Source organism: Candidatus Nitrospira nitrosa, from assembly GCF_001458735.1.
Taxonomy (GTDB): Bacteria; Nitrospirota; Nitrospiria; order Nitrospirales; family Nitrospiraceae; genus Nitrospira_D; species Nitrospira_D nitrosa.
The window spans coordinates 1,395,550-1,418,637 of sequence record NZ_CZQA01000001.1 but is presented as its reverse complement, the minus strand read 5'-3'; the positions used below and the strand labels follow the sequence as shown (position 1 = coordinate 1,418,637).

General features: G+C 55.1%; 26 protein-coding genes and 1 tRNA gene. 7 read left to right on the top strand and 20 right to left on the bottom strand.

Annotated elements, in window-relative coordinates:
- Nucleotides 1-6 precede the first annotated feature (6 nt).
- Genes rpe through fmt form a run of 3 tightly spaced genes read right to left on the bottom strand, consistent with a single transcriptional unit; the run spans nt 7 to nt 3,106 of the window.
- A complete protein-coding gene (gene rpe / locus COMA1_RS06770) occupies nt 7-708 on the bottom strand; it encodes a ribulose-phosphate 3-epimerase (protein WP_090745608.1) in 702 nt (233 codons plus the stop codon).
- Entirely contained in the window at nt 708-2,120 is a 1,413-nt protein-coding gene (gene rsmB / locus COMA1_RS06765) for a 16S rRNA (cytosine(967)-C(5))-methyltransferase RsmB (protein ID WP_090745605.1), read from the bottom strand. The genes rpe and rsmB overlap by 1 nt, the downstream gene beginning before the upstream one ends.
- Before the next feature lie 32 nt (nt 2,121-2,152).
- Nucleotides 2,153-3,106 carry a methionyl-tRNA formyltransferase gene (fmt, locus tag COMA1_RS06760; protein ID WP_090745602.1) on the bottom strand — a complete coding sequence of 318 codons (954 nt, stop codon included), beginning with the start codon at nt 3,104-3,106 and terminating at the stop codon, nt 2,153-2,155.
- A 244-nt stretch (nt 3,107-3,350) separates the two neighbouring features.
- Between fmt and COMA1_RS06755 the strand changes: the two genes are divergently transcribed.
- Nucleotides 3,351-3,427: transfer RNA gene (locus tag COMA1_RS06755), tRNA-Met, on the top strand.
- A 289-nt stretch (nt 3,428-3,716) separates the two neighbouring features.
- On the opposite strand, the gene COMA1_RS06750 is transcribed toward COMA1_RS06755, so the two are convergent.
- Nucleotides 3,717-4,679 carry a DUF2971 domain-containing protein gene (locus COMA1_RS06750; RefSeq protein ID WP_176697894.1) on the bottom strand — a complete coding sequence of 321 codons (963 nt, stop codon included), beginning with the start codon at nt 4,677-4,679 and terminating at the stop codon, nt 3,717-3,719.
- Between the two features lie 244 nt (nt 4,680-4,923).
- Here COMA1_RS06750 and COMA1_RS06745 point away from each other — a divergent pair, with 244 nt between their 5' ends.
- A complete protein-coding gene (locus COMA1_RS06745) occupies nt 4,924-5,343 on the top strand; it encodes a surface-adhesin E family protein (protein WP_090745596.1) in 420 nt (139 codons plus the stop codon).
- Nucleotides 5,344-5,652: 309 nt separating this feature from the next.
- On the opposite strand, the gene amoC is transcribed toward COMA1_RS06745, so the two are convergent.
- On the bottom strand, nt 5,653-6,471 hold the full coding sequence (amoC, locus tag COMA1_RS06740; protein ID WP_090745593.1) for a bacterial ammonia monooxygenase, subunit AmoC: 819 nt from the start codon (nt 6,469-6,471) through the stop codon (nt 5,653-5,655).
- Nucleotides 6,472-6,512: 41 nt separating this feature from the next.
- On the bottom strand, nt 6,513-7,175 hold the full coding sequence (locus COMA1_RS06735; RefSeq protein ID WP_218055316.1) for a hypothetical protein: 663 nt from the start codon (nt 7,173-7,175) through the stop codon (nt 6,513-6,515).
- A 417-nt stretch (nt 7,176-7,592) separates the two neighbouring features.
- Here COMA1_RS06735 and COMA1_RS06730 point away from each other — a divergent pair, with 417 nt between their 5' ends.
- The 3 genes from COMA1_RS06730 to COMA1_RS06720 are packed head-to-tail and all read left to right on the top strand — an operon-like array spanning nt 7,593 to nt 9,113.
- The gene (locus COMA1_RS06730; RefSeq protein ID WP_245630882.1) at nt 7,593-8,213 is read left to right on the top strand and encodes a glutathione peroxidase; all 621 of its coding nucleotides are present in this window, start codon (nt 7,593-7,595) and stop codon (nt 8,211-8,213) included.
- A gap of 26 nt (nt 8,214-8,239) precedes the next feature.
- The gene (locus COMA1_RS06725; protein WP_090745590.1) at nt 8,240-8,686 is read left to right on the top strand and encodes a surface-adhesin E family protein; all 447 of its coding nucleotides are present in this window, start codon (nt 8,240-8,242) and stop codon (nt 8,684-8,686) included.
- Between the two features lies 1 nt (nt 8,687).
- Nucleotides 8,688-9,113, top strand: coding sequence for a surface-adhesin E family protein (locus tag COMA1_RS06720; RefSeq protein ID WP_090745586.1), 426 nt, complete (start codon nt 8,688-8,690; stop codon nt 9,111-9,113).
- A gap of 83 nt (nt 9,114-9,196) precedes the next feature.
- Here COMA1_RS06720 and COMA1_RS06715 read toward each other — a convergent pair whose 3' ends face one another.
- From COMA1_RS06715 to COMA1_RS06670, 11 genes are all read right to left on the bottom strand, one after another.
- Nucleotides 9,197-10,453 carry an NAD(P)/FAD-dependent oxidoreductase gene (locus COMA1_RS06715; RefSeq protein WP_090745584.1) on the bottom strand — a complete coding sequence of 419 codons (1,257 nt, stop codon included), beginning with the start codon at nt 10,451-10,453 and terminating at the stop codon, nt 9,197-9,199.
- 86 nt (nt 10,454-10,539) lie between these two features.
- On the bottom strand, nt 10,540-11,049 hold the full coding sequence (locus tag COMA1_RS06710) for a sirohydrochlorin chelatase (protein ID WP_090745582.1): 510 nt from the start codon (nt 11,047-11,049) through the stop codon (nt 10,540-10,542).
- Between the two features lie 509 nt (nt 11,050-11,558).
- Nucleotides 11,559-11,933, bottom strand: coding sequence for a hypothetical protein (locus tag COMA1_RS06705; protein WP_090745579.1), 375 nt, complete (start codon nt 11,931-11,933; stop codon nt 11,559-11,561).
- 12 nt (nt 11,934-11,945) lie between these two features.
- Nucleotides 11,946-12,899 carry a YbgA family protein gene (locus tag COMA1_RS06700; RefSeq protein WP_090745577.1) on the bottom strand — a complete coding sequence of 318 codons (954 nt, stop codon included), beginning with the start codon at nt 12,897-12,899 and terminating at the stop codon, nt 11,946-11,948.
- Nucleotides 12,896-14,341: a cryptochrome/photolyase family protein gene (locus COMA1_RS06695; protein WP_090745574.1), complete on the bottom strand. Its 1,446-nt coding sequence runs from the start codon at nt 14,339-14,341 to the stop codon at nt 12,896-12,898. Before COMA1_RS06695 ends, COMA1_RS06700 begins: the two co-directional genes overlap by 4 nt.
- 24 nt (nt 14,342-14,365) lie before the next feature.
- A complete protein-coding gene (locus tag COMA1_RS06690) occupies nt 14,366-14,815 on the bottom strand; it encodes a PDZ domain-containing protein (protein ID WP_090745571.1) in 450 nt (149 codons plus the stop codon).
- Between the two features lie 18 nt (nt 14,816-14,833).
- Complete coding sequence (locus COMA1_RS06685) at nt 14,834-15,757, bottom strand: TIGR01777 family oxidoreductase (RefSeq protein WP_090745567.1); 924 nt, start codon at nt 15,755-15,757, stop codon at nt 14,834-14,836.
- Between the two features lie 120 nt (nt 15,758-15,877).
- The gene (locus COMA1_RS06680; RefSeq protein ID WP_141654243.1) at nt 15,878-16,156 is read right to left on the bottom strand and encodes a hypothetical protein; all 279 of its coding nucleotides are present in this window, start codon (nt 16,154-16,156) and stop codon (nt 15,878-15,880) included.
- A 16-nt stretch (nt 16,157-16,172) separates the two neighbouring features.
- Nucleotides 16,173-16,301 carry a hypothetical protein gene (locus COMA1_RS21800; protein WP_281176222.1) on the bottom strand — a complete coding sequence of 43 codons (129 nt, stop codon included), beginning with the start codon at nt 16,299-16,301 and terminating at the stop codon, nt 16,173-16,175.
- 238 nt (nt 16,302-16,539) lie between these two features.
- Nucleotides 16,540-18,552, bottom strand: coding sequence for an SDR family oxidoreductase (locus tag COMA1_RS06675; protein ID WP_090745560.1), 2,013 nt, complete (start codon nt 18,550-18,552; stop codon nt 16,540-16,542).
- A 51-nt stretch (nt 18,553-18,603) separates the two neighbouring features.
- Nucleotides 18,604-19,569 carry a formylglycine-generating enzyme family protein gene (locus tag COMA1_RS06670; protein WP_090745557.1) on the bottom strand — a complete coding sequence of 322 codons (966 nt, stop codon included), beginning with the start codon at nt 19,567-19,569 and terminating at the stop codon, nt 18,604-18,606.
- Nucleotides 19,570-19,803: 234 nt separating this feature from the next.
- Here COMA1_RS06670 and COMA1_RS22140 point away from each other — a divergent pair, with 234 nt between their 5' ends.
- Both COMA1_RS22140 and COMA1_RS22135 read left to right on the top strand, forming a co-directional pair.
- On the top strand, nt 19,804-20,025 hold the full coding sequence (locus COMA1_RS22140; RefSeq protein ID WP_090745554.1) for a MerR family transcriptional regulator: 222 nt from the start codon (nt 19,804-19,806) through the stop codon (nt 20,023-20,025).
- A 153-nt stretch (nt 20,026-20,178) separates the two neighbouring features.
- Entirely contained in the window at nt 20,179-20,580 is a 402-nt protein-coding gene (locus tag COMA1_RS22135) for a thiol-disulfide oxidoreductase DCC family protein (RefSeq protein ID WP_090745552.1), read from the top strand.
- 111 nt (nt 20,581-20,691) lie between these two features.
- On the opposite strand, the gene smbP is transcribed toward COMA1_RS22135, so the two are convergent.
- From smbP to COMA1_RS06645, 3 genes are all read right to left on the bottom strand, one after another.
- Nucleotides 20,692-21,069 (bottom strand): small metal-binding protein SmbP, encoded by a 378-nt coding sequence (gene smbP / locus COMA1_RS06655; protein WP_176697893.1) that lies wholly within the window; start codon nt 21,067-21,069, stop codon nt 20,692-20,694.
- A 109-nt stretch (nt 21,070-21,178) separates the two neighbouring features.
- On the bottom strand, nt 21,179-21,784 hold the full coding sequence (locus COMA1_RS06650; RefSeq protein ID WP_090745546.1) for a NapC/NirT family cytochrome c: 606 nt from the start codon (nt 21,782-21,784) through the stop codon (nt 21,179-21,181).
- Nucleotides 21,785-21,883: 99 nt separating this feature from the next.
- Nucleotides 21,884-23,086, bottom strand: coding sequence for an SUMF1/EgtB/PvdO family nonheme iron enzyme (locus COMA1_RS06645; protein ID WP_090745542.1), 1,203 nt, complete (start codon nt 23,084-23,086; stop codon nt 21,884-21,886).
- Between the last annotated feature and the right edge of the window lie 2 nt (nt 23,087-23,088).

The window sequence follows — 23,088 nt, the reverse complement described above, 5'->3', positions numbered from 1 at the left end:
AATGACCTATCGATTGACTGCCGTAGGCAGCGTGGAGGGACCGGCTGTCTGGGCGGCCGCCCGCAGGGCTGCGATCGTCGCCTTATAGTCGTGCTGGGAGAAAATCGCTGACCCTGCGACCAACGTCGTTGCGCCGGCCGCCACGATCTCCCTCGTATTATCCACCTTCACTCCGCCGTCGACTTCGAGCAGTGCGTGGCTGTTGATCCGATCCAGCATGGTCCGTGCGTCGGCAATTTTCTTGAGGACCGACGGGATGAATTTCTGCCCGCCGAACCCCGGATTGACGGACATGACCAAGACGAGATCCACATCGCCCAGGATATCGTGCAGGAAGGAAATGGGAGTGGCTGGATTCAGGGTCACCCCAGCCTTGATCCCCCGCTCCTTGATCGACTGAATCGTGCGATGGAGGTGCGGACAGGCCTCAACATGCACGGTCAGATAGTCAGCCCCGGCGTCTACAAATTCAGGAATGAAGGCATCCGCATTGGTGATCATGAGATGGACATCAAGCGGGAGCTTCGTGACTTTCTTCAGGCTTTCAATGATGGGGGGCCCCACTGTCAGATTGGGCACGAAATGGCCATCCATCACATCCACATGCAAGAGATCGGCGCCGGCCTGTTCCACGGCGGCGATTTCTTCCGCCAGTCTGGCGAAATCGGCTGAGAGTATCGATGGAGCGATAAGGATCGGTTGCGCCATTAGCTCATATTCCTCAACCGAACGGCATAGAATCCGTCCATTCCAACGCGATTACACATGGTGGAGAGCGCCCCCTGTTCCGTCACGAAAGGAAGCGCAGCGGGAGGCAGCCAGGGAGCCACAGATTCACGTATCCATCTTGGATAGGCCTTGCAAAACCGGCTCACGACCTCTTCGGTTTCTTCAGGTTCGTTTGAACACGTACTATAGACTAGCACCCCGCCGGGCCGCAAGCAGAGAGCGACCGATTCAAGAATCTGACTCTGTAATATCTGATGTCGAGCGAGTGTGGATTCCTGTCGCTGACCTTTCGAGTCTGGATGACGACGCAAGACGCCAAGCCCACTGCACGGGGCATCGACCAGAATACGGTCGAAGATGGGTAATCCTGCATGACGAGACACCGTACGTTCAATCGGCCAGTCGGATGGTCGCCTCGCGTCACCTACGATCGGGACAATACAGTGCAACCCCAGCCTTCGACAATTGTCCCGGAGCAGTTCCAGCCGCGAGGGCTTGAGATCTAATGCGACAATCGCTCCCCGATCCCCCATAAGCTCAGCAAGATGAGTGGCCTTCCCTCCGGGAGCGGCACAAACATCTAAAATCGACTCACCGGGCTGCGGGGCAAGGATCGATGGAATCAGTTGTGCGGCTTCATCTTCGACATAGTAGTCACCGGCTTCAAATCCCGGGAGCGAGGAAACATCCTGCCCCTTGTCCAGCTTGACTCCCACTGAGCTGATAGCCGTTGGATGGGCTGTGATTCCTGCTTTCACGAGCTGCTCCAAGAGACTCTCCCTCGTCTGTCGAATCCGGTTAGCCCGGAGAGTAATTGAGGGGATCGCGCTCGCGGCCTGACAAGCGCACTCTGCCTCTGTATATTCCAGGCGTGTCAGCCACCGCTGACTCAGCCACAGCGGGATGCCGTAGCTGATCGACAGATGCTCCGCCGGATGGATAGCTGGATCAGGAAGGTTTGGTACGGGCAACCGAATGAGGTTGCGCAAGACCGCGTTCACGAGCGCACTCCAATCCCGTCCCAGCTGTTGTGTCGAGACCTTGGCCAGCTCAACGGTTTCATGAACCGCAGCCGACGCGGGGATACGATCGAGAAAGAGAAGTTGATAGGCGCCGATCCGAAGCAGCATCTGGAGCAAGACCGGAAGCCGAGGAAGCGGCTTGGTGAGCACTGCGCTCAGTCGCCAATCGAGAGTTTCCTGCCTTCGAAGTACCCCATAGACGAGCTCCATGATCAGCGAACGATCACGCGGGTCCGACACCGACTTCACCCGTTGATCCATCACCTCATCAAGAGCACGATCTTGTCGCTGACTTGCGAGAAGGATGGACAGTACGACAGACCGTGGTGAAGATTTAGCGGAATTCAATGGCTTGCTGGTGCCTGGCATAGGATGTGGACGAAGTCGAGTCGAGGGAAAGCTTATCCGAGCGGGGGCGTTGGTGAGGAGCCCAACTGTTGTCCGACCACCACCCGATGGCCCGCCAGAAATTGGGCTACCGCCATACGTTTCGAATTGGCCGTCTGGATTTCGCGGATCTCAAGAAGCCCCTCGCCCGTCGCCACCAAGATTGACTGTTTATGGACCGCGACGATCATCCCTGGTGTATCAGTGGTCGCACTCACCTGTGTGACCGCCTTCCAAATGTTCCACCGCTCATCACCCAGAAATGTATAAGCCCCAGGCCAGGGAGACAGTCCTCGCACCCGATTGGCCAGCGACGTAGCACTCAGCGTCCAATTGATGAGCCCGTCTTCTTTTTTGAGGAGCGGGGCCATCGTCGCCTGCTGGTCGTCTTGTTTTGTCGGCACCAATATTCCGCCTTTTAACTGTGTGAGCGTTTCGATGAGCAGACGTCCACCCAGCGCAGCCAGGCGTGGGGCCAATGTGCCGGCCGTATCCTCTGGCAGAATCTCCAACTTCTCCTGGAGCAACATGGCACCGGTATCCATGCCTTCGTCCATGAGCATCGTCGTAATACCCGTCTCGGTCTCCCCATTGATGACGGCCCATTGCACCGGAGCAGCTCCGCGATATTTCGGCAAGAGCGACCCATGCACGTTCACACAACCCATGGGAGGGAGCTGAAGAATCGGCGCGTGCAAAATGCGACCATACGCAGCAACCGCAATCACATCCGGCTGCCAGGATGCCAAGGATTGTAAGAACTCCGGCGTCCGAATCTTGAGCGGCTGCAGCACAGGAATCCCGGCACGTTCTGCCACCAGTTTCACAGGCGGCGCGACCAGCTGATGCCCCCGCCCTTTGGGACGATCCGGCTGACACACGACCCCTACGACCTGATCGCTTGAGCTCAGGAGTGCTTCAAGCGACGGGACCGCGAACTCTGGTGTGCCCATGAAGACGATACGCATGCTATGGCTTTAACATCGTGGTTCTAGGAATGCAATCAGGCAGCAGCTTGACCCGCATTATTCATGGCGGTTCATCACGAAACCGACAAGACGCCTTGCAAGACGGTCAGGCAGAGGGACGAGCCTGGCCGCTGCACACGCGCGCCAGCCTTACCGCAGCAGCGTCTTGGCGGGTGCAGTAGAAGTGTTCATGAATAATGCGGGTGAACTTGACTTGTCATTCAACGCTTTGTTAGTCTCCCTTCGCGGGGTGGAGCAGCCTGGTAGCTCGTTGGGCTCATAACCCAAAGGTCAGAGGTTCAAATCCTCTCCCCGCAACCAAATCTTACCCTGTTCTCTTTATCCTGATTCAAGATCAGCTGCCAAAGCAAAGCCGAAGAATTCTTCCGTTCAAATCTCGCTATGCAAAAAAGTAGCGGGCGGGTTCGGATTGGAAGATACAGGTGCGTCCTTTCTCCGTGACGCTTTTCCGGGGAAATATTGAAGCCGCGCGAACCGAGGAGAAAGCCGATTCATCGGGAGCGCCACCTGCGGCCTCGGCGCGGACTATAGCGTAGGGATTCGCGAAAGGGAAACAGGGAAGAAAAGATGGGTAATACGGCGCAAAAATCTACTTCCCACGATATGGTGTCTCGGAAGTAAGCACTTCCGCATTGACAGTGTGCTCCCGGAGGAGAAGTTCGACGGCTCTTTTTCGATCCACCTTATCTGAATGAGGGCCAACTATGACGCGGCGTATTGGTAAGGCATCCAACTTCTGATCCTCAAACAGGTGAATACAAGGCACCGACACACCGTTTCGAATGTAGCTCCACACTTTACGATAAGGCCGTCCACTTTGACTCTGGATATCCTGACCCATATTAAGAGAAGGTTCCCTGACTACTATTCGAACCTCCTTCTCTTCTTCAAAACCTCTGTGTTTGCAGAGCATCGACAACTTGCACACATTCTCAGCAGCGTCCGCATAATCTATGCGCTGATTCCTTAATTGGGCATATACAGTCTTCTGCAAATCAACAATACACTTCCTGGTTTGTACCGACTTTATGTCTGAAAACTGGGCAAGGTTGTATTCAACCTCAGTCTCATTCAGTTGTTCCTCATAATATAGCTTGCCTTCAGCTATGAGTAAGGAATGCAACTTCTCAGCATCGAATACGATGGCGTATCCCCCATCCTCCCCATACGCTCGCCACTGACTAAGAAGCCCATTCCGGGAAATCCAATCATTAGTTGTGGTGCAAAAAGAGGTCACGAAGTAATCTTGTGCCCTTGCCAATTCCTTAAGTCTTTCAATCCATGTTTTCACTGTATAATCGATCAAGTCTATTCCTAGCCGACTCGCATTTTTGACGTTCCCAGAAAAATCCCCAGAGTCGATGACTAATTGCTCAAGCTCCTGCTTTAGAAGCATTGGAAGAACACGGTTATAAAAGCCCAGTATTTCCTCTGTGTCATTCATAAATGATGTATGGCTAGCCCAAAGTGTCCTGCTTGAAATTATTCCATGCAGGCCACCCGCACCGGTGTAGTGCATCAGCTCTTTGTGCTCTTCCAGCGCTTCACTCATATCACTCATCAAAAGCTAGATGGATTCAACAATTCGCCTTTCGCAAATGCAATTCATATTCTTCCAACGTGGAGAAGCTACGGAAGAAAGGAAGCTAAGTGACAGAAACTTCCGTGCTTCCGGCACCTGAGAGAGATGATGTTGCAACGCGAGCCTCGGCACAGAAACCATCTCTCCCCTGTGGGCCCAGACTTGCCCTTTTGTTCGTAGCCTTCTAGACTGTGCCACCCTGCGAGGGATCCTCATGTTCATCACTATTGTTTGGTCGCTGCTCGCCTTCATTTTCTTGAATTGTGTTCCAGCCCATGCAGAGTGGCGTCCGATTAGTTACGCCGCAGGCTCTGGAGGCTTTTCGATCTACATCGACCCTGCCGCGGTTGTTCGTCAAGGAGACCTTGTGAAGATGTTGGTGCTGTATGACTTCAGGTTTGTACAAACCATTAAAAACAAATCATATTTATCTTCCACATGGCAGCAGCAGTTCAACTGCGCAGAACACCGCTCCCGTCAGCTTTCCTTTAGGTATCACTCAGACAACATGGGAAATGGGAAGGTCATGCTCGCAGGTGATGACGAAAGCAACAAGTGGAGTCCGGTTGCACCAAAAAGCACCGCTGCCATTCTATGGAACATTGCATGCAGCAAAGATGAACGGCCCATCTGAGTCTTAAGCTATAGCTCGATGAAACCCAATCAGCCTGAACACCTTTCGGTCTGGGCTTGATCCTCTTGGGATTGACCGTGAAAGAGTAAGGTCTTCACTCCGTCAACGCGATGGTCACCGAAGGGTTAAATCGTGGCCGAATCGCCTCCCCGCAACCAACCAAGCTTTCTGAGTCCATCCCATCAAAACTCCACACCACCCATCGTCCAGAGTGTGTTCGTTACTCCAGTATCGCATGGTCCACAAACGACACGGCCCGGCACCCCTTGAGGAGTGCCGGGCCGCTCGATCCGACTGAATCCTTCTCGCTTAGTACACGCTCTTGGCGCTGGCGCTCTGCACCTGGGCCGGGAACGGATCCAAGATGCTCTTCGGGGCGTTGTTCCAGATCACGTCCGCCAGATTCGACATCCGGCTCACGATCTGCGCCGCCACGCCGCCCGCTGCGCCGAACAACCCGCACCAACCCAACGTCACAAAGCCCCAGTGCAACGGCGCCGCAAACAGCTCATCCACAAACCAGAACGCATGGCCCCACTCGTTGAGCCCCACGTTCGGTAGAATGAACATCGGCCCCACCACCGCCGCCACCAACGGGAATGACGTCGCTTGGCTATACAGCGGCAACCGCGTCTGCGCATACAGGTAGCTCGACACGCCGCACGTAATGTACAGCGGGAACGTCCCGTAGAACGCCACGATGTGGCTCGCCGTAAAGCTCGTGTCCCGGATGATCACTTGATGCCACGCCGCATCCTGCTCCAACGTGTAGCTCCCCGCGTAGTACACGCCCCAGATGTAGCACACCAACCAGCCCATCCAGTAAAAATACCGCTTCAGCTCCAGCTTCGGGTCCAGGTTCGTCAGGTTCCGATCCCGCGTCACCCAGATCCACCCGATCGAGACGGCAAAGAAGATGGCGTTGGCCAAAATGTTAAACCGCCACAGCCCCATCCACACCGACTCAAACTCCGGGGTCATGGAATCCAGCCCATGCGAATACCCGAAGGTTCGCTGGTACAGGACCCAAAACACCCCGATCGCCAACATCGCAAACCAGCCGATCTTCACCGGCTTTGAATCGTACCACTGCGAGACGTCATACCCTCGCTCACTTGATGCTGCCATGATGATACCTCCTTGTTAGACGCACTTCTCCGCAGACTAGTTTAGGCACGACTGGAAGCCCACCAGCTTCTGAGTCGCGTTGATTTTGAGACCTCATAGCCGATCACGATGAGCAGCAGGAGTACGGTCAAAGGTCCAATCGCTGTTTTTGCCACATTTGCATAATCAATCTGCTGGACTCGTAATAGATACGACGAGGGGCTGAACCCTTCTGGCGTGATGATTACCCGATAGAGCCCCTTGGCTAATTTGGCTTCTCCTCGTAGGACTCCGTCCGGATGGATCCTGGGTGGCCAGTAGGCAACGGTCGCCTCCTCTGTGGCCTCACTCATTCCCTTGATCACCCGCACTCCTATTGGGAGATTTCGCAGGATCGGATCGACGAGATCCAGCACGAGAAAGGTGTCCCCTTCAGCCGGGATGTCGGTACAATACTGAGCCTTTGCGGCATGTTGCGGCTGATAGGCGTTGAAATGGACGAGATTCCCCCCGACGCGTTGAACACAAACATCTTCCTCTAGAGTCACATTGCCATGCGCACCAGCCAGACCGGGTGACATCAGTGGAAAAACCACGAGTACGCTACACAGTTTTTGGAATTGTGTTACTCGTTTGAGTTTGATGGGGACAAGAGTGACGGTCGGCCGATATATGATCGCGGTGATAATGCTCAGAGCAACAATTGCAATGAAGATCGTCAGCATCGATTTTCACCTCCTTCCACACCTACTCGTGAAGCATACCCTTCACAAGATGAAGGCCCCCTTAGATTCTCATGAAGAATTCTTCATGAGCATGGGTTCAAGCTGAATCTATTTTACGGTGGCAGCCCGCTTCACCTATCGCTCTGGGTGTCTCATTAATCGGACGATCACGCTCTTGTAATAGCGACGTCTGAGCAGATCGAAATCTATTGCATAACTGCTGACACCAGAGCATTTGGTGGCCCCCCCCCTGCATTTCGTCAGTTAAGCCACACCAGTTTTCATAATGAGGAATGTCTGGATGTATTACTATCACGATGTCCATGGTTTGTCAAGTTTATAATTGACAAACCATGGACACTAAGGTTATCTTGGGAAGCATCCCAGTTGCTAACCATAGATAAGGAGGCCTTCACCATGCCGATCTACTCAAAAGTTCTCTTTGCCCTCTCCGGCCTCGTCCTGCTCGAACTTGGATTCATCGCACTGTCCACCTCGCAAACCTACGCACTGGAGAAACAACCCCTTGCGCCCTCACGCACCGGTGCCACGATGGCACCTCTATATGGATTTCGCCTCCCGGACATTGATGGCCAACCCGTCGATCTCAAGACATTCAAGGGTAAGGTGCTGCTCATCGTGAATACCGCGAGCATGTGCGGCAATACGCCGCAGTACGCCGGCCTCCAGGAAATGTATGAGCGATATCAGGAGCGGGGGTTCGAAGTCCTCGCATTTCCGGCGAATGATTTTGGGCAGCAGGAGCCGGGGACTAATCAAGAAATCAAAGGATTCTGCTACACACGATACAGCGTCAGTTTCCCCCTGTTCTCAAAAATCAGCGTGGTTGGGAAAGATAAACATCCACTCTACCGCTACCTGACCGAGCAAAGCGCCTTCCCTGGCCGTGTGACGTGGAACTTTCAAAAATACTTGGTCGATCGCTCAGGCAACGTCATCGGGAAATATGACCCAGGAATGAATCCCTTGTCGCCCACCATTCTGGCCGATCTCGAAAAAGCCTTGGCGGCAAGCTAACGTTCTGCACCCATAAGGGAAAATGCATGCGGATGAATCAGCGACATCTCTTAATTGGTCTTAGCCTCGGCTTCTTTCTCTGTCAGGCACCAGTTGCTGGCTTAGCAGCGGATGAATGGGTGCGAGTGGGGGGAACCCATAAATACGACCGCTACGTGAATATGACCAGTATTGGAGTGTGGGGCCCAACGGTTACCCTCTGGACGCTTCGGGACTTTCGTGTGCAGCGAGCTATCCCAGGCGGTCCCTACCGGTCAGTGAAGATCAAACGTCAATACCATTGCGACCAGAGAAAAAGCCGACCGCTCCATGTTCGGTACTACCCGCAAGCTTTGGCACAAGGCCCGGTCCTCTACGCGGCGCCGGCCACGCGTGAGTGGTCACGGGTGGTTCCCGGCAGCGACGATGCTACAGAAATGCAGGTTGCCTGTCGTACGGTTCCGTCGACGCTGCATTCAAATAACAGGGGGTAATATGCAACGACTATTGATGCTGATCGCGCTCTCTTGTGGGATGATGACCGCCTGTACGGGAAGTGAGACGCCGTCCGCTTCCTCACCCAGTGCCGCAGCGGAATGGACGAAGATCGGAGAGACGGAAACCTACCTCTATTATGCGGATCACGGCAGTATTCGGAAGGCAGACGAGACCGTCATGATGTCGGATCTCTTCGACTATAAGACGACTCAGGCGGAAGCTGGCAACTCAGCACTCTCAAAAATCACACTGCGAGAATATGACTGTCAGAACCGCAAAAGCCAACCGGTGAAAACCACTTGGTATGCGGAGCATATGGGTTCAGGAGCTGCAGGGCGCACTACCGGAGCAACAGGCCAATTGACAACGTCGGCCACCGGCACGGCTACTGCCGCGCTCATGACAATCGCCTGCGGGCGTTGAAGAGTTACGCAAGACTTTGGATCAGAATCCACGGAGGCTCCGGCTGCTGATCAGATACACCAAGGAAACACCGACCGTTCAAGTCACGACAAGCCGAAATCAGCCAGTATGGCTTCCGCCGCTTTCCGTCCCGACAGCAGGGCGCCATCGAGTGTCCCACTTTCCCGGTAATCCCCACAAAGATACAGCCCTGCAGCCAGGCGCGGTGAGGTGGTGCGGTTCCCGGTTGATAGTACGTCGAGTGGGGGCAGCGCACGTTGAATGCAATCCGTTCGTAGATGACGCCACTCGTTGACTTGCGAGCCAAACCAGGATTGAAGATGTTGTCGTACCGCTTGAGAAATATCACCCTGCGCACCAACCTGTTCAGTCGCAGTCACTGAGATCAAGGCTCGCCCAGGCGGCGCGTATGATGGCGCTGCCTCACTCAGAACACAGACAGTCCGGGCCACCCCATCGTTTTCCCCATTCACCATCAACCAAGGTCCGCGTTGTGGAGCAGCCGGCGCATCAAAATAGAGCGTCACCGAGCCGCGAGCTAGGGCGTTTGATCCATTCTCTCCACGCAATCGTGCGGCGGTCGCGTCATCAGTCGCCAATACCAACACATCGGTCCGGAGCGACTCCCCGGACTCCAATACCACGCTCGCAGCATGAATCTGTTGGACGGCGTGGTTCAGGCGAATCGTCCCAGGCGGTAACGTACCCGCGAGTTGTTGTGCGATAGCGCCCATACCGTCTCGTGGTACAGCAGTGACTCCTCGGCAGAACGCCCCCCAGACCAGTTCAAAAATCCAGCAAGGGGTTTTTAATTCTGTCTCCAAGAACACACCACTGAGAAACGGTCGGAAGAAATGCATCACCATGGCGTCAGAAAACTCATAGGCCTGCAGCACAGCACGAGTCGGCCCTGTGGGGTCCTTCATCACAGCACAGAGATGCTGCCGCAGGGTGTCCCGTCGCATACGCAGCATCCTGAACTTGTCGGCAAGCGTGCCGATGGGACTGAGCATCATCTGTGGAACGTCTTGCGGCCGGCGAAAGGGATCGCTCATCACATGAAAGCGTCCCGCGTGACGAATGAGCGCTCCGGCATGAAACGGCATGAGCGCCAACGCAGGATAGTTGAGCGTTTCCCGCGCTTCCGGATATCCGGCAAGGAAGACCTGAAATCCGCGATCGAGTTGAAATCCTTCGACACGATCCGTGCGGACACGCCCCCCAATGCCGTCGGACGCTTCAAGGACCGTGCACGCGAGACCAGCGTTCGTCAGGCGACGCGCACAGGCCAATCCGGCAAGGCCGGCACCGACAATCAGCACATTGGGAGTTGCAGCCATGATGAGTTATTTCACCTTTTGAGCCGTTGCGGACATGAAGTCTCCTAGGCCGTCACCCTCGCCCTGCTTTACCACAGAAGTTCATATCATGCCCATCTCCTTAGCTGCTCTGATAGGGTCTTTGCGATCAGCTGCAAATCGAACGGCCACGCATAGCGCAGTTCAACAGCGGGATACAGCGGTCGCAAGTGGTCCAAGATCTCCGGTATCTCGACCTCCGAATGAGAGCCACCCGGCGTGAACATCGTCGTCAGGACGGTGATGGATGTCACGCCTTGTTTCACCAAATCCTCCACGGCTTCTTCCAATGTCGGCGCGCAGAATTCATTGTAGGCCATGGCAAACAACGCCCCATTCAGGTGTGGACGCAACATGGCCCCCACGGCTTCCAGGCCCGATTGGTAGGGATCGGTCTCTTTGGTTCGTGGCCAACGACGGATCTTCTGATCCAATTCAAGTTCTTCCTGGGACGGCTGCTGTTTGGCCGCACGCCGTTGAGCTTCCAATCGTTTCAATTTCGTTACCAGATCTTGCGGGCAGTCCTTTGGGATGCCACCATGACCTACGAGGACAACCCCCTTCATTGAATCATTCATGAGTTTCTTCTCCTATAGCTAGTACGCACGGCGTCTCGTGGCCGCGCAATTGTGGGAGGACTGACCGATTCTGTACCACACACGTCAACGCGTCTTTTGGAGAGGCACATCATCACAATAGGTCACGGCATCGGATTTCGCCCAGAGCCCGACACGCCCTTTGGCAAACGTGTGATCACAGAGTCTAAAGACGGCTTGCTCGTCAAACCATACACGAACATCGCACCCGCGCATCTGGACGCGGAGGCGCGTGCCACTGGCGGATGTCGATCACATGGTCAAAGTTTTGGATCATATGCCTCACACCGTTGACCACCTGATAAATCCTGATGTGCTGCCCTAAATGATACGGAAAGCCATGCTCCCTACCCAAAGCAGATGTGTGCATCACGCTCATCACTGATGACTTCCAGTGAACCATATTTCAATGCCGTCTTGGGCAACCAACACCGGTTCTCACAATTACCCTGGCCATTCTTACCAGGTTCCGATCTATCGAGGCTACGTCTTCACGCTTTGGGAGAGTCCATCATCGTTAAGTATTCCTGGAGATTTGTCTTTCCATAGCGACTCTCCGGATAGACGGTTCGGATAAACCTGGCTACGAGGGCCATCACCTTCTTGACTCCCGGAGTTTTTTCAGGATCGGTCGCGGGCAGCAACCGAACGGTGATAGCCTTGTCGTGTAACTTGAGCTGGACAAAGAAATTGCTCGACGTGCCTTGCTCGATCGCCACACACTCGAGCAAGGCATCCTTCCCGTTTCTGGACATGTAGAATTCCTGAATTTTGAGTATCTCGGCTCCCGTCCGCTGAAGCGTCGGTGTGAAGTTCTGATACAACGCCTGAAGTTCTCCGGTTTCTTCGATGACAACGTGCGGCATGTGCGTCCCTTTCTACACGTGATTCCGTAACATCAGTTCCTTGGGATGTGGGTTGAGATACACCTGGTCACGGATGTAACTCATGTCGAATACATGGACATAGTGCTTGATAAGCGTCAGCGGGACGATTAACGGAGTCAGCCCTTGATGATAATCATTGATCACGCCCATCAGCTCGGCCTTCTCACATGGGTTCATCAGCTTTTTGAAGTGGCCCACGATATGTTGCAAGACATTCACGTGTTTAGAGACTGTCGCTCTCACGGCCAACGTCTTCATGAAGAGATCCGCATATTTCACCGTCAGGTCCTTGGGTCGATACCGTTCGGCCTGAGCGACGAGCTGTCCCAGCGTCTTGTAATGTTGTGGACTATGGGACAACAGCAAGTACTTATGGATGGTGTGAAAGCGAATGAGCTCCTGCCTGTTGAGCCCACTCTGCAGGAGGTCCTGCAGCCGACGATAACAAAACACTCGCTCGATAAAGTTCTCTCGAAGTGACGGGTCACAGAGTCGGCCTTCTTCCTCGACAGGAATCAACGCAAATTCCGCCATAAAGGCTTTTGCAAAAATTCCGATGCCGCTGTGACTCGGCATTCCTTGTGCCGTGTACACACGCACCCGTTCAACCCCGCAACTGGGAGAGCCTCGCTTGAAGACAAAGCCGGAGAGATCCAATTCGCCGAGCGACTTGAGACGCTCGTCAATCATGGTCTCCATGGCTGAGGTGTGATCGTCCTTGCTCGTAATGGTCATGAGTCGCGGGTGCCGCGGATCCCCGACTAGCCGCATGGCTTCCCGAGGGATACCCAATCCTGCCTCGACCTCAGGACAAACCGGCACCCATTCGACGTAGCGGCCCAATACATCGGTCAAGAATCGGTCCTGCTTATGCCCTCCGTCAAAGCGGACTTCATCACCAAGGAGGCAACGGCTGATACCGAGGCGAAGCAGGGAGGTTGTCATCTTGTTGTCTCCTGCCGTCCGAGGTTGAGATATTCCTGACGCGCAAGTTGATGATCCACCACCGGTGACGGATACTCTATCCCGATTCTGCAATGTGCCTGTTCTTGCTCCTCAGGAGTCATGAGATGTGGCTCATGAATCCTTTTCGACGAGACCGAAGCAAGTTCAGGGACATATCGACGAATGTAGCCCCCATCAGGATCAAACTTCCTACTCTGAAGCGCAGGATTAAAAATCCGATAGCCCGGCATGCTGTCTGTGCCGGTTGAGGCACACCACTGCCAATTCCCGTTATTGGCCGCCACATCAGCATCGAGCAGGTGGCGCATGAAGTACTGCTCACCACTCCGCCAGTCGATCCGAAGATCCTTGATGAGAAAGGACGCCACGATCATGCGGACGCGATTGTGCATCCATCCTGTCTGATTGAGCTGCCGCATACCGGCGTCGACAATCGGATACCCCGTCCGTCCACTGCACCACGCTTGGAACAAGACATCACGCTCCGCGCTATGGTCTCGCGGCGGAGGCACGGCTGTCCGACGGAATGGTCCCTCAACGACATGCGGAAATGCCGCTAAGACTTGCTGAAAGAATTCACGCCAGATCAATTCATCGATCCAGGTAAACACGTCTGTTCGAGAGACCGGACCTCTCTGGGAGAGACTGTGTAGCGCTGTCTGTACAGTCTCCCTCGGGGAGAGGGTTCCGAACCGCAAGTGAGGAGACAACTTTGCGCTCCCATCGATCGCAGGACGATTCCGACCATCGGCATACCGGTGAATGGGGCTCTCGATGAACCACTGCAATTGTTTGCGGGCATGACGCTCTCCCGGTGCAACCCACGGAACGAGATGCTCGTAGCCCAGCTCCTCGGCGGTTGGAAGGACCGATGGAGATAACCGGACGGCTTTCCTTGTCGTTATTGAGGGATGTGGGATGGCACGGACTGTCGGTTTGACCGCATGCCACTTGGCCCACCAGCGAGCACGATACGCGCTATAGCGCTGCATCGGCTCTCCAGTGGCGCTCCGCACTTCCTCTGCCTCAAACACCACGTGGTCTTTGAAGCTCTTGGCAACGATACCTTCCCGAGCCAATCGCTCCTGCATCCCTTGATCTCGTATGAGCGCACGCGGCTCATAATCTCGGTTCCAATACACGGCATCAGCTTCCCATTCGAGCGCCGCTCGTAACACTTCGTCGACTTGGACCCCACGCCGCCACTGCAACACCAGTCCGAGCTCCGCAAGCGATGATTGAAGCTCCTCCAAACACCCCAGCATGAAGTTCACGCAGGCCGCCCCGAACTCATGCGATTGCAGTAACGGCTCATCGAACACGAACAGTGGAATGACCTCGTCACATTCTTCACAGGCCGCGATGAATGCCGATTGGTCGGCAAGGCGAAGATCTCTTCTGAACCAGACGATTCCACGCATGTGCTGTCCTACTTCCCTATGTGGTTACCGTGCAGGGTTTCCGTGCGTTCCGGCTGGTCCTTTCGGTAGCTTGTCGCCGGCCACACGCGTGATCGACAGCTCACGAAGACCGTTTTCCCCCTTTACGCCGACTTTCACAGCGGTTCCTGGCTCTCCTCGAATCATGCCAACCACCTCTTCATACCGTTTTCCTTTCACCGATGCCCCATCAACACTCACCACCTCATCCCCATGTCCAAGCCCCGCCTGCTGAGCTGGTCCCTCAGGATGAACCATGCCGACATACAGGATGGCCGGATCGCCGATTCGCTCTGCCCCTACCTGGAGAGAAATGCCGATGACACCGTGAGGAAGTTTTACATCGTCTTTGTACCCGTGATGAGCCTGGCTCGTGTGTTGGTCGGCCATGGCTATACCGGAGACGATAAGGCTCATCACCAATCCTAACGCGATAAGAATGCTTGGGATTCGCATACGCGTACCTCCTATTTATTATGCTGCCGATCGCATGAGCACATCCCGCAATGCTTCTTCTAACGTTGGATATTTGAAGCAATACCCTCCCGCCACGGCTTTCGCCGGAATGACTCGTTGTCCGGTTGTCATCAATGTGCCTAACTCGCCAAGAAGTACATGTAACGCAAACATCGGAACAGGAAGCCAAGACGGTCGGTGAAGCACCTGTCCAAGAACTTCACAGAACGTCTTCATCATCACGGGCTCTGGAGCCACGGCATTGATCGGACCAGAAACCGTCGGTGTACTGAGCGCCCACTGGATCAGACCAACATGATCATAGCGGTGAATCCAGGAGACCCACTGATTCCCCGGCATGATGGGACCTCCGGCAAAGAATCGGAAGGGCAACAGCATCTTGGGCAAAGCCCCTCCGTCTTGCTCCAGCACCATTCCAGTGCGTAGCATGACGACCCGCGCCCCACATTCTGCAGCCTGCAACGCCTCTGATTCCCATGCAAGACAGAGATCGGCCAAGAAGCCATCGCCTCGCGCCGCACCTTCATCCAGGCGGCGATCGTCGGTGGCACCGTAATATCCGATGCCGGATGCGCTGATGAAGATAGTGGGTTTCGACGACCAGCGTGACAGCGCCCGAACCAGTAAACGGGTGGTCAGGATTCGGCTATCGGTAATGAGTTGCTTGCGCACATCCGTCCAGCGCGTGTCGGCGATGGATGCACCGGCTAGGTTGATGACCGCATCGACTCCTTCAAGGACCTGCTCCCAGGGGCCTGAGTCCCGTGCGTTCCATTCGACAGCTTGCACCGGCAGCTCACGACGAGAATGGACCCGGCTTGCTTGCCTAGTCAAAATCGTAACCCTATGGCCTCCCTGGTTAAGCGCGGCATACAGAGCTCGACCAATGAATCCTGTACCTCCAGCGATAACAATCTTCATGGGTTTATCCTTCGGTACTACTCTCCTTCAACATTGTCGATATTTCAGACATGTGCGCAACCGAGTCCGATCCGTAGCCCTCTTATCTCATTTGTGCGTAGCCGATTTATTGTGACTCACCTATCGTGCGAACTTCCTTTGTTTCGGGCCTTCGAGGGCCTGAGGCGCCGGCTTCAGTCGATTCGCCAGTACCATCTGATCGATGAATTCTCCACAATTGGTGCAGCGTAATTCTTTGAACATAACCCCGCCTGCATGGCCCTGCAAATCCACATAGTGCGCGACAACCATCAGCCCGTCGCACCGCGCACATATATCGTGCCTCGTCGGATCAGAGAGAGCCGATACCTTGTTTGGCTTCCCGATGATCTCCATGGGAACCCCCGATAGGGATAACATGACACTCGGGCATTTCTTACTTCCGCGTGGACCTTCTGTCTTTCTCCCGCCGAATCACTGCCGCGCTCAGAGTCTGAAAGAGCCCGGCCACCAGTGCACAGGTCAAGAATCCCATGGCAACCAAAAAGACAACGCTCATATCCATGATGCACTCCTTTCACCTGTCGAAAACGGAAACTGCCCTTTATAGAGCTTCCAGCTCGCCAAGGAGGCAGGCCCCTCTATCACGAGGGGACCTGCCTGCCTCAGCGGGTGACGCCGTGCGGAGTTCAGCGTCACCTGAACAGAATATGAGACCGGCCTCCGGCAATCTGTTGCGTCTAGTCCAATCCCTTGCAGCGCCATGCGGGAGATTTGAGACAAATGGAAGCATCCCATGGTCGTCATTGCTTCGACTCCCTGCTTCCTTCAATCGCGTGGGTCGTATGGATGCGCACTTGTTTGACGAGTGACGCCACCCGACCGGTGTCCCCCTGGTTGACCTCTTCTTGGGCCTGAGTAATAAGCGTGCGCGCCTGGTGCAAGTGCTCTTCGATCTCGGCCTGCAGCTTGGGGGAGGCTACCGTTCCCCCCAGAGCCGCCCGGTGATACACCTCCCACGCATGATCTACCTCGTGTTCCACTTCGTGAACCAGGCGAAACGTGCTCTGATCAGAATGGTCTGGGATGTCGATGGGACCAGCCTGCAGAAATGAGGCTGTCAGGAGTATGCTGAGCAGGAGGATCCCCAGGCGTAGCGTCATCTTAGTGGTGACTCCAGAAGGCTTCTGACTTGCGTGGTTGAGAGTACCGGGAGATTTGGAATGATCCGCTGATTGAGTATCGCTCGAAATTCCGTATGAACGGCCGATCCTAGACTGAATACGCCTGTTGTCGATGGCGCCTACTTCGCGCAAGGCAGCTCGTGCGATCCCACGTATCATCCCGTTGAATACGAATTCGTGGGGGACATAGAGGGAGTACCAATAAAGTTGCCCTTTCAGTCCCACCGGATCAAAGATCGCCGTTTGGCGGATCTGGGTGACTGAGCCGAGCTCAGTCACCTCAAACTCCAACCAAGCCCGTCCCGGCAGTGCCATCTCGGATTTCAGCCGCAGGCGGCGATTCGGCTCAATCGCCTCAACCCGGAAGGTGTCGACCGTATCGCCGACGCGGAGAGACGAGGCCGATGGCCGTCCGCGTCTCATGCCCACCCCCCCTTGAAGCAGATCGATAAAGCCACGAAGATGCCACAGCCAGTTCCATGCGTACCAACCATGGTCCCCGCCAAGCCTTTCAATACACTTGAACACCGCTGATGCAGGTGCATGAACGGTGAGGGTCCGTGAATCAACAATGCGTGTACCGAATCGAACTCCTCCCCACGATGGCAACCGCCCCGATGATGAGATAGCGTCTGACCAGCGCGTAGCCGAAAAATGTTTTTCTTCCTGGGCAAGGGCTCGGCGAATCGCCTCATCAATGCCCATCGGTCGCACAGGAAAAGTCGTCAGCGCAGTACGGTCCCGCACCACCGTGACATGGACGATGCTTGCAATGATCGCTCTTCCGATTCGAGCGTAGAGCGGCGTGACCAGTCCAAGCCAGAGCGCAGACAACCACGGTGTGAGGACTGGAACTGGGATGATCAGAGGACTGAGGCCACGTTGACGACCATATGCACGCATCATGTCCGCATAGGATACTTGGTCGGCACCGCCCACCTCATAGATCCGGTATTCGGCGACGGGAATCCGAAGCGCTTCCATCAGGTAGTCCAACAGATCATCGATGGCGATCGGCTGCGCCTTTCCCTTGACCCACTTGGGCGTGAGCATGATCGGGAGACGCTCGACCAGGCCACGAATCAGCTCAAACGAGGCGCTGCCGGAGCCTATGACCGCCGATGCACGAAATTCACATACAGGCAATCCTGACTGCCTCAGGATGTCCCCCACCTCATGCCGACTGCGCAAATGAGCCGAAAGTTGTTCATCGTCTCGTCCAAGGCCACCAACATAAATGAGGCCCTTGACCCCCGCCGCTTTCGCAACCTCACCGAAGTTTCTAGCAGCCCTCCGATCCGTGTCTTCAAAAGAACCGATTGAGCTCATGGAGTGGACCATGTAGTACGCCACGTCCACCCCGCGCAATGCATGCTCCAGACTCGCTCGATCAAGAACATCACCCGCGACAACTTCCGTAGAGGGGCCGACTCTCGGTTTCAGAATCTCGGGATGTCTCGCCAAACAGCGTAAGCGATATCCCTGTTGCTCTAACGACGGCAGGAGACGTCCACCTATGTAGCCGCTGGCTCCCGTCAGAAGGATGAGGGAGGCTCTGGGAGTCGCCGCTGGGCTCTCATTCGACTGTCCTCTGTCCACGGTGCTGCCTGTATTCACTTGAGCCCCCCCCATCACGCCTGCCGACTGAACGATACGGCACCAACTTCTGCCCTCGCCTGTCGTCTACTTTTTGCTGAGACTTTTATTGATGAGTTCTTTGGTGGCCAGATATTCCGGGTTGCCGGGATCAGCCGCCAAGGCCTTGTCGATGGCCGCGAGGGCTTCGGCATGCTTTTCCGCCCCCATCGCGACGAGCGCCTGGATGAAGGCCTCCCGGCCCGATTGCACCGCTTCGTCCGAGATGCTTACGACCGACTTCGCACAGCGGAACCCCAATCCGACCCCATAGGAGTTGTTGTCCGGCTGATTCCAGAAGCGATGGCTCGTATGCAGGGAGGTCTCCGGGGCCAGCCACGACCCGCCCCGCAGGACCTTCACAGGCCCTTGATTGGCGAAGTTGTAGCCCTTCTCCGCCCCGCGGGGATTGAGCGCCGGACTGTCCTTGTAGTAGGTCAGGTCATACCAATCCTCGACCCACTCGAAGACGTTGCCGGCCATGTTGTACACCCCAAACCCGCTCACCCCTTCCGGATATGAATCGACCGGCATCGTACGGCCCACGTTCTGGCCATAGTTGGCTTTCTTCGGGTCCAGCTTGTGGCCCCAGGGATAGTGATTGTCCCCGTCGGGGCCTTTGGCCGCATGTTCCCACTCGGCCTCCGTGGGCAGGCGCTTGCCGTCCCACTTGCAGAAGGCATGGGCGTCGGTCCAGCTGACGCCGACGACCGGCTGGGTGGGCTTACTCAGACGGGGATCGTCCCAATAGGCGGGGGCGGGATGACTGGTGGCCTTCATAAACTCTTTGTACCGGGCATTGGAGGCTTCATACTTGTCGATGAGATAGGCGTCGAGGACGACCTGATGCTTGGCTTCATCCGCATGTTCGCTGCTCCCCATGGTGAACTCGCCCTTCGGGATGAGCACCATATCCTTGTCGCTGGTCGGTAGGTCGGCGGCTGTGGCCAAAGTGATCGTCCCGGCCGTAAGGACGACCCCCACGGCTAATTGTCTGAGCGCTGGTCTCCGCATGATGGCCCCCTTCTGTGAAATGTCACCAGGCTAATCCTGGTAGAGCAAAGATGTTATTTGATCGCTTCAGAATGTCCACTGTGTGTCCAATGTATGTCTACCGTATAAGCAAATATGTCCAATCTGTCAAGTGTTATTTTCTAAATCAATTGACAAACATTGAACATCTTATTGTATGATTGAGTCACTGAGTATTAATCTTCATATAATTCATGTAGTTAGAAAACTTGCGTCATCTTAAGAGATTTAGTTCCAGTATGGGAGTGGCGGTTTGAGATCCTCAAATCAACGAGAACAACCAATCGTTACAGTAATTACTCTGCTGAAGATGTCGCGTTGCTGCGGTTCTTCAAGCAGCAGCTGAATACCGGAGCCTCCATTGGAGAGCGGTCAAAATTGGCTCGAGAGGAGTTGTTAATTCCTACTCCCGGCATAGGTGGGGCAGCTCTGGCATGATGGTCATCCAGCATTGCGTCATAAGGTACATTCAATAAAAAATTCTCTTGGTCATGAATCAGGGCCCTTGATAATTTCTCCGAGTTGGATCACAGGCTGGATCAATTGATGAGGCAAACCGCCTCTCGCCGCTGACGCAATGAGATCGATCAGATGGCATCCTACCCACTCACAGTATTTTTCGATGGAGCGTGTCCTATTTGCGATCGAGAAATCGCCCTCATGAGGCGACTAGACAGACACCAGCGGCTGATATTTTGCGACTTCTCCCGGCCGGACTATGATCCAGCATCCATAGCCATATCCCCCACTGAACTTGGGAGAATCATTCATGCCCGTTGGACTGATGGAACCGTCATTACCGGCGTGGATGTTTTCCGCGCCATGTGGGAGGCTGTGGGCCTGGGATTCCTGGCGAAGGTCACTCGTTTTTCTTTCGTCGAACCGATGGTCGTGAGGGCCTACACGTGGTTCGCACGCAACCGCCTGAGGCTCACCGGTCGCTCATACCCCTGTGCTGGAGACGCATGCAGATCAGAGCGGCACAGTCCGTGAGTTTTTTGCGCCCTATGTCTCATGGTCGAGAAATGATACGGTCGGAACGGGCAGGGTTACGTTCACCTACCCGTTCGTCGAAACCAGCCTTCTCTTAAAGGCGTTCATCCTTCACTTGCCTTGAGAGAGATGTGCGACGGCAGCTTCGGCATGTTTTGTAGCTACGTCAGGATGACCAGCCTTACCCTGCTCAATCGCCGCTTTTAGATTCGCAATCGCTTCTGCCACATGCGGGTCCCGCCCTCCCGTCACCGCCTGCTGCAGCGAGGCCTCCGCAGAAGTTACAAGCTTCTCAGTATGCCCCTGCTTGCCATGGTCCACCGCTTCCATCGCATGCTTGAGAATGTCTTTGACGGTTTGTTCTTGCCGTACGGTATCCCGCCGTGCGCCCCCTTCGCCGAAGGTCGGCTGAAGAGGCAGGGTGGCGGTAAAGAGCATGACGAGTGCTCCTGTCAGCGCCGCAGCTCGTCGTGGGTTCTGGTGTGTCATATCCATTCCTCCTTTAGTTAAAGCCGTTAGAAAATACTCTAGGAGGACACCCCATGAGGTGTCGTCATGGTCATCGTTGCTGATTCACCGCGTCAATTTGCCGGGTATGTCAGTCTTCCTCTTTTGAGTCCTTTGTTTCTCTCAATATCATGACGCCCTGCGCTTTACTGGCGTTGAGGTCCATCTCCGGCACCTTTTTATGCACAAGGTTCTGATGGCAATCGATACAGGTGGCACCCTCTGTTTCCATCTTCTTGTGGGTGGCTTTTGCCGATACACCAGGCGGCTTGGTATTCTTGTGGCACTCCCGGCACGTGACGCTGTCCCAATTTTTGAGCGACATGCGCGCATAGTGGGCCATGATCTGCCGCCGCTCGTCGAATTTCTCGATCGTCGAGTAGTCATACTTCATCTCTGCGAGCACAGCCCGTGTTCCATCATAGACGTGGGTCCACACAGCCAAGTGGAAGTTCCCCAAACCCTGAGGCACGTGGCAGTCCTTACAGCCAGGATCAGCTCCCAGTGCGCCATAGTGGGAAGACTTTTTCAGCTCTTCATAAGGATAGGTTTGGGAGTGGCAGCTGACACAAAACTCGGTTCTGGAGAGCGCATGTTCCCCGCCGAAGACCACAATGATCACTCCGGCCATAAGTAGGGCGCCGATCAGCAGAGACCCTCTGGACAGGTTGAGATAGTGCGGCAATTTGCCTGCCATGATTCCTCCTCACTCGGCTCTGCCGACCAGAACGGAGATAGGAATCCTTGCCAGCATGGGCTGGCCAAATTAGACGGCGATGGCAGAGCCACGATCTCATTAGGGATTCCTTGCACACCTAAACCCGCTATTGAAGTTGCGGTACGCCGGTGAATCATAGTCGGTGGTCGTAGGGATGTTGAGGTCCCTCTGTACTGAGCGCAGCCGTTCTGGGGCGAGGTCCCAGGAGCCACCTCGAATGACCTTAAATTTTCCATTTGCCGGCCCCTGCGGGTTTCGCGATGGGCTGGCCGCATAGTAGTCGGGGTCATACCAGTCGTTCACCCATTCCCAAACATTTCCCGCCAGATCATAGACCCCGTATGGGCTTTTTCCCTCTTTCATTTGCCCCACCGGCACGAGCGCCTCATGGTTGTTCCACTTGTCCCGCTCCTTGCCGAAATTTGCTCGGGCTGGACTGGGTGGATCATTACCCCAAGGATAGAGCCGCCCGTCCGTCCCCCGCGCAGCCTTCTCCCATTCCGCTTCCGTCGGCAGCCGTTTGCCGGCCCACTTGCAATAGTTGCTCGCATCCTTCCAATCGACATTGACAACAGGGCGGTTCTCATAAGACGGCTGGGCCATGGTCGTCCATAGAGGGGGAGGGTCGAAACTGTTCACGTCCAAGAATTCTCCGTATTGTCCGATCGTCACTTCGTGCTTATCGATGTAGTAGGCATCAAGATAAACTTGGTGCGCCGGTTTTTCATCGACATTGCCTTCATTGCTTCCCATGAGGAATTCCCCAGCCGGTACGAGGACCATTGGAGCCGGATCCTTGATGGTGACTTTCTTCGGTCGTGACTCTGCCTTAAACTCCGTATGTTGGGAGGGTTTCCCTTTATGCGAAAAGGTATGGACGAACGCGATCACTTTCCAGATCTGATCCTCCGAGAGGAGCGCTTTCCAGGGCACCATAGGTGTTTTAGGAATCCCCTCCGCCACTCGCCAATACCAGTAGCTGTCTGAAAAACGGCTGGTGTGTTTCTGGTCTCGGAGTCCCCCTCCACTATTGACGGGGCGTCCATCTTGACCATGGCACGAATTACAAGCGACAAGTGGATGGACATCCCCAAAATAAATATCTTTGCCCTCCTTGATGATTTTGAGATCCGTCCACCAGCCGGTGGGCATGCGCTTGTCTGCATAGTCGGGAGGAACCGGATCCAGCGGCATGAGTTGCTCCGACTGGGCCGATGGCTCAGCGAGCGTGAGGCTCAATACGATCACCAGGAAGAGTGGCCCAATTGTGCTTCTGTTCATTT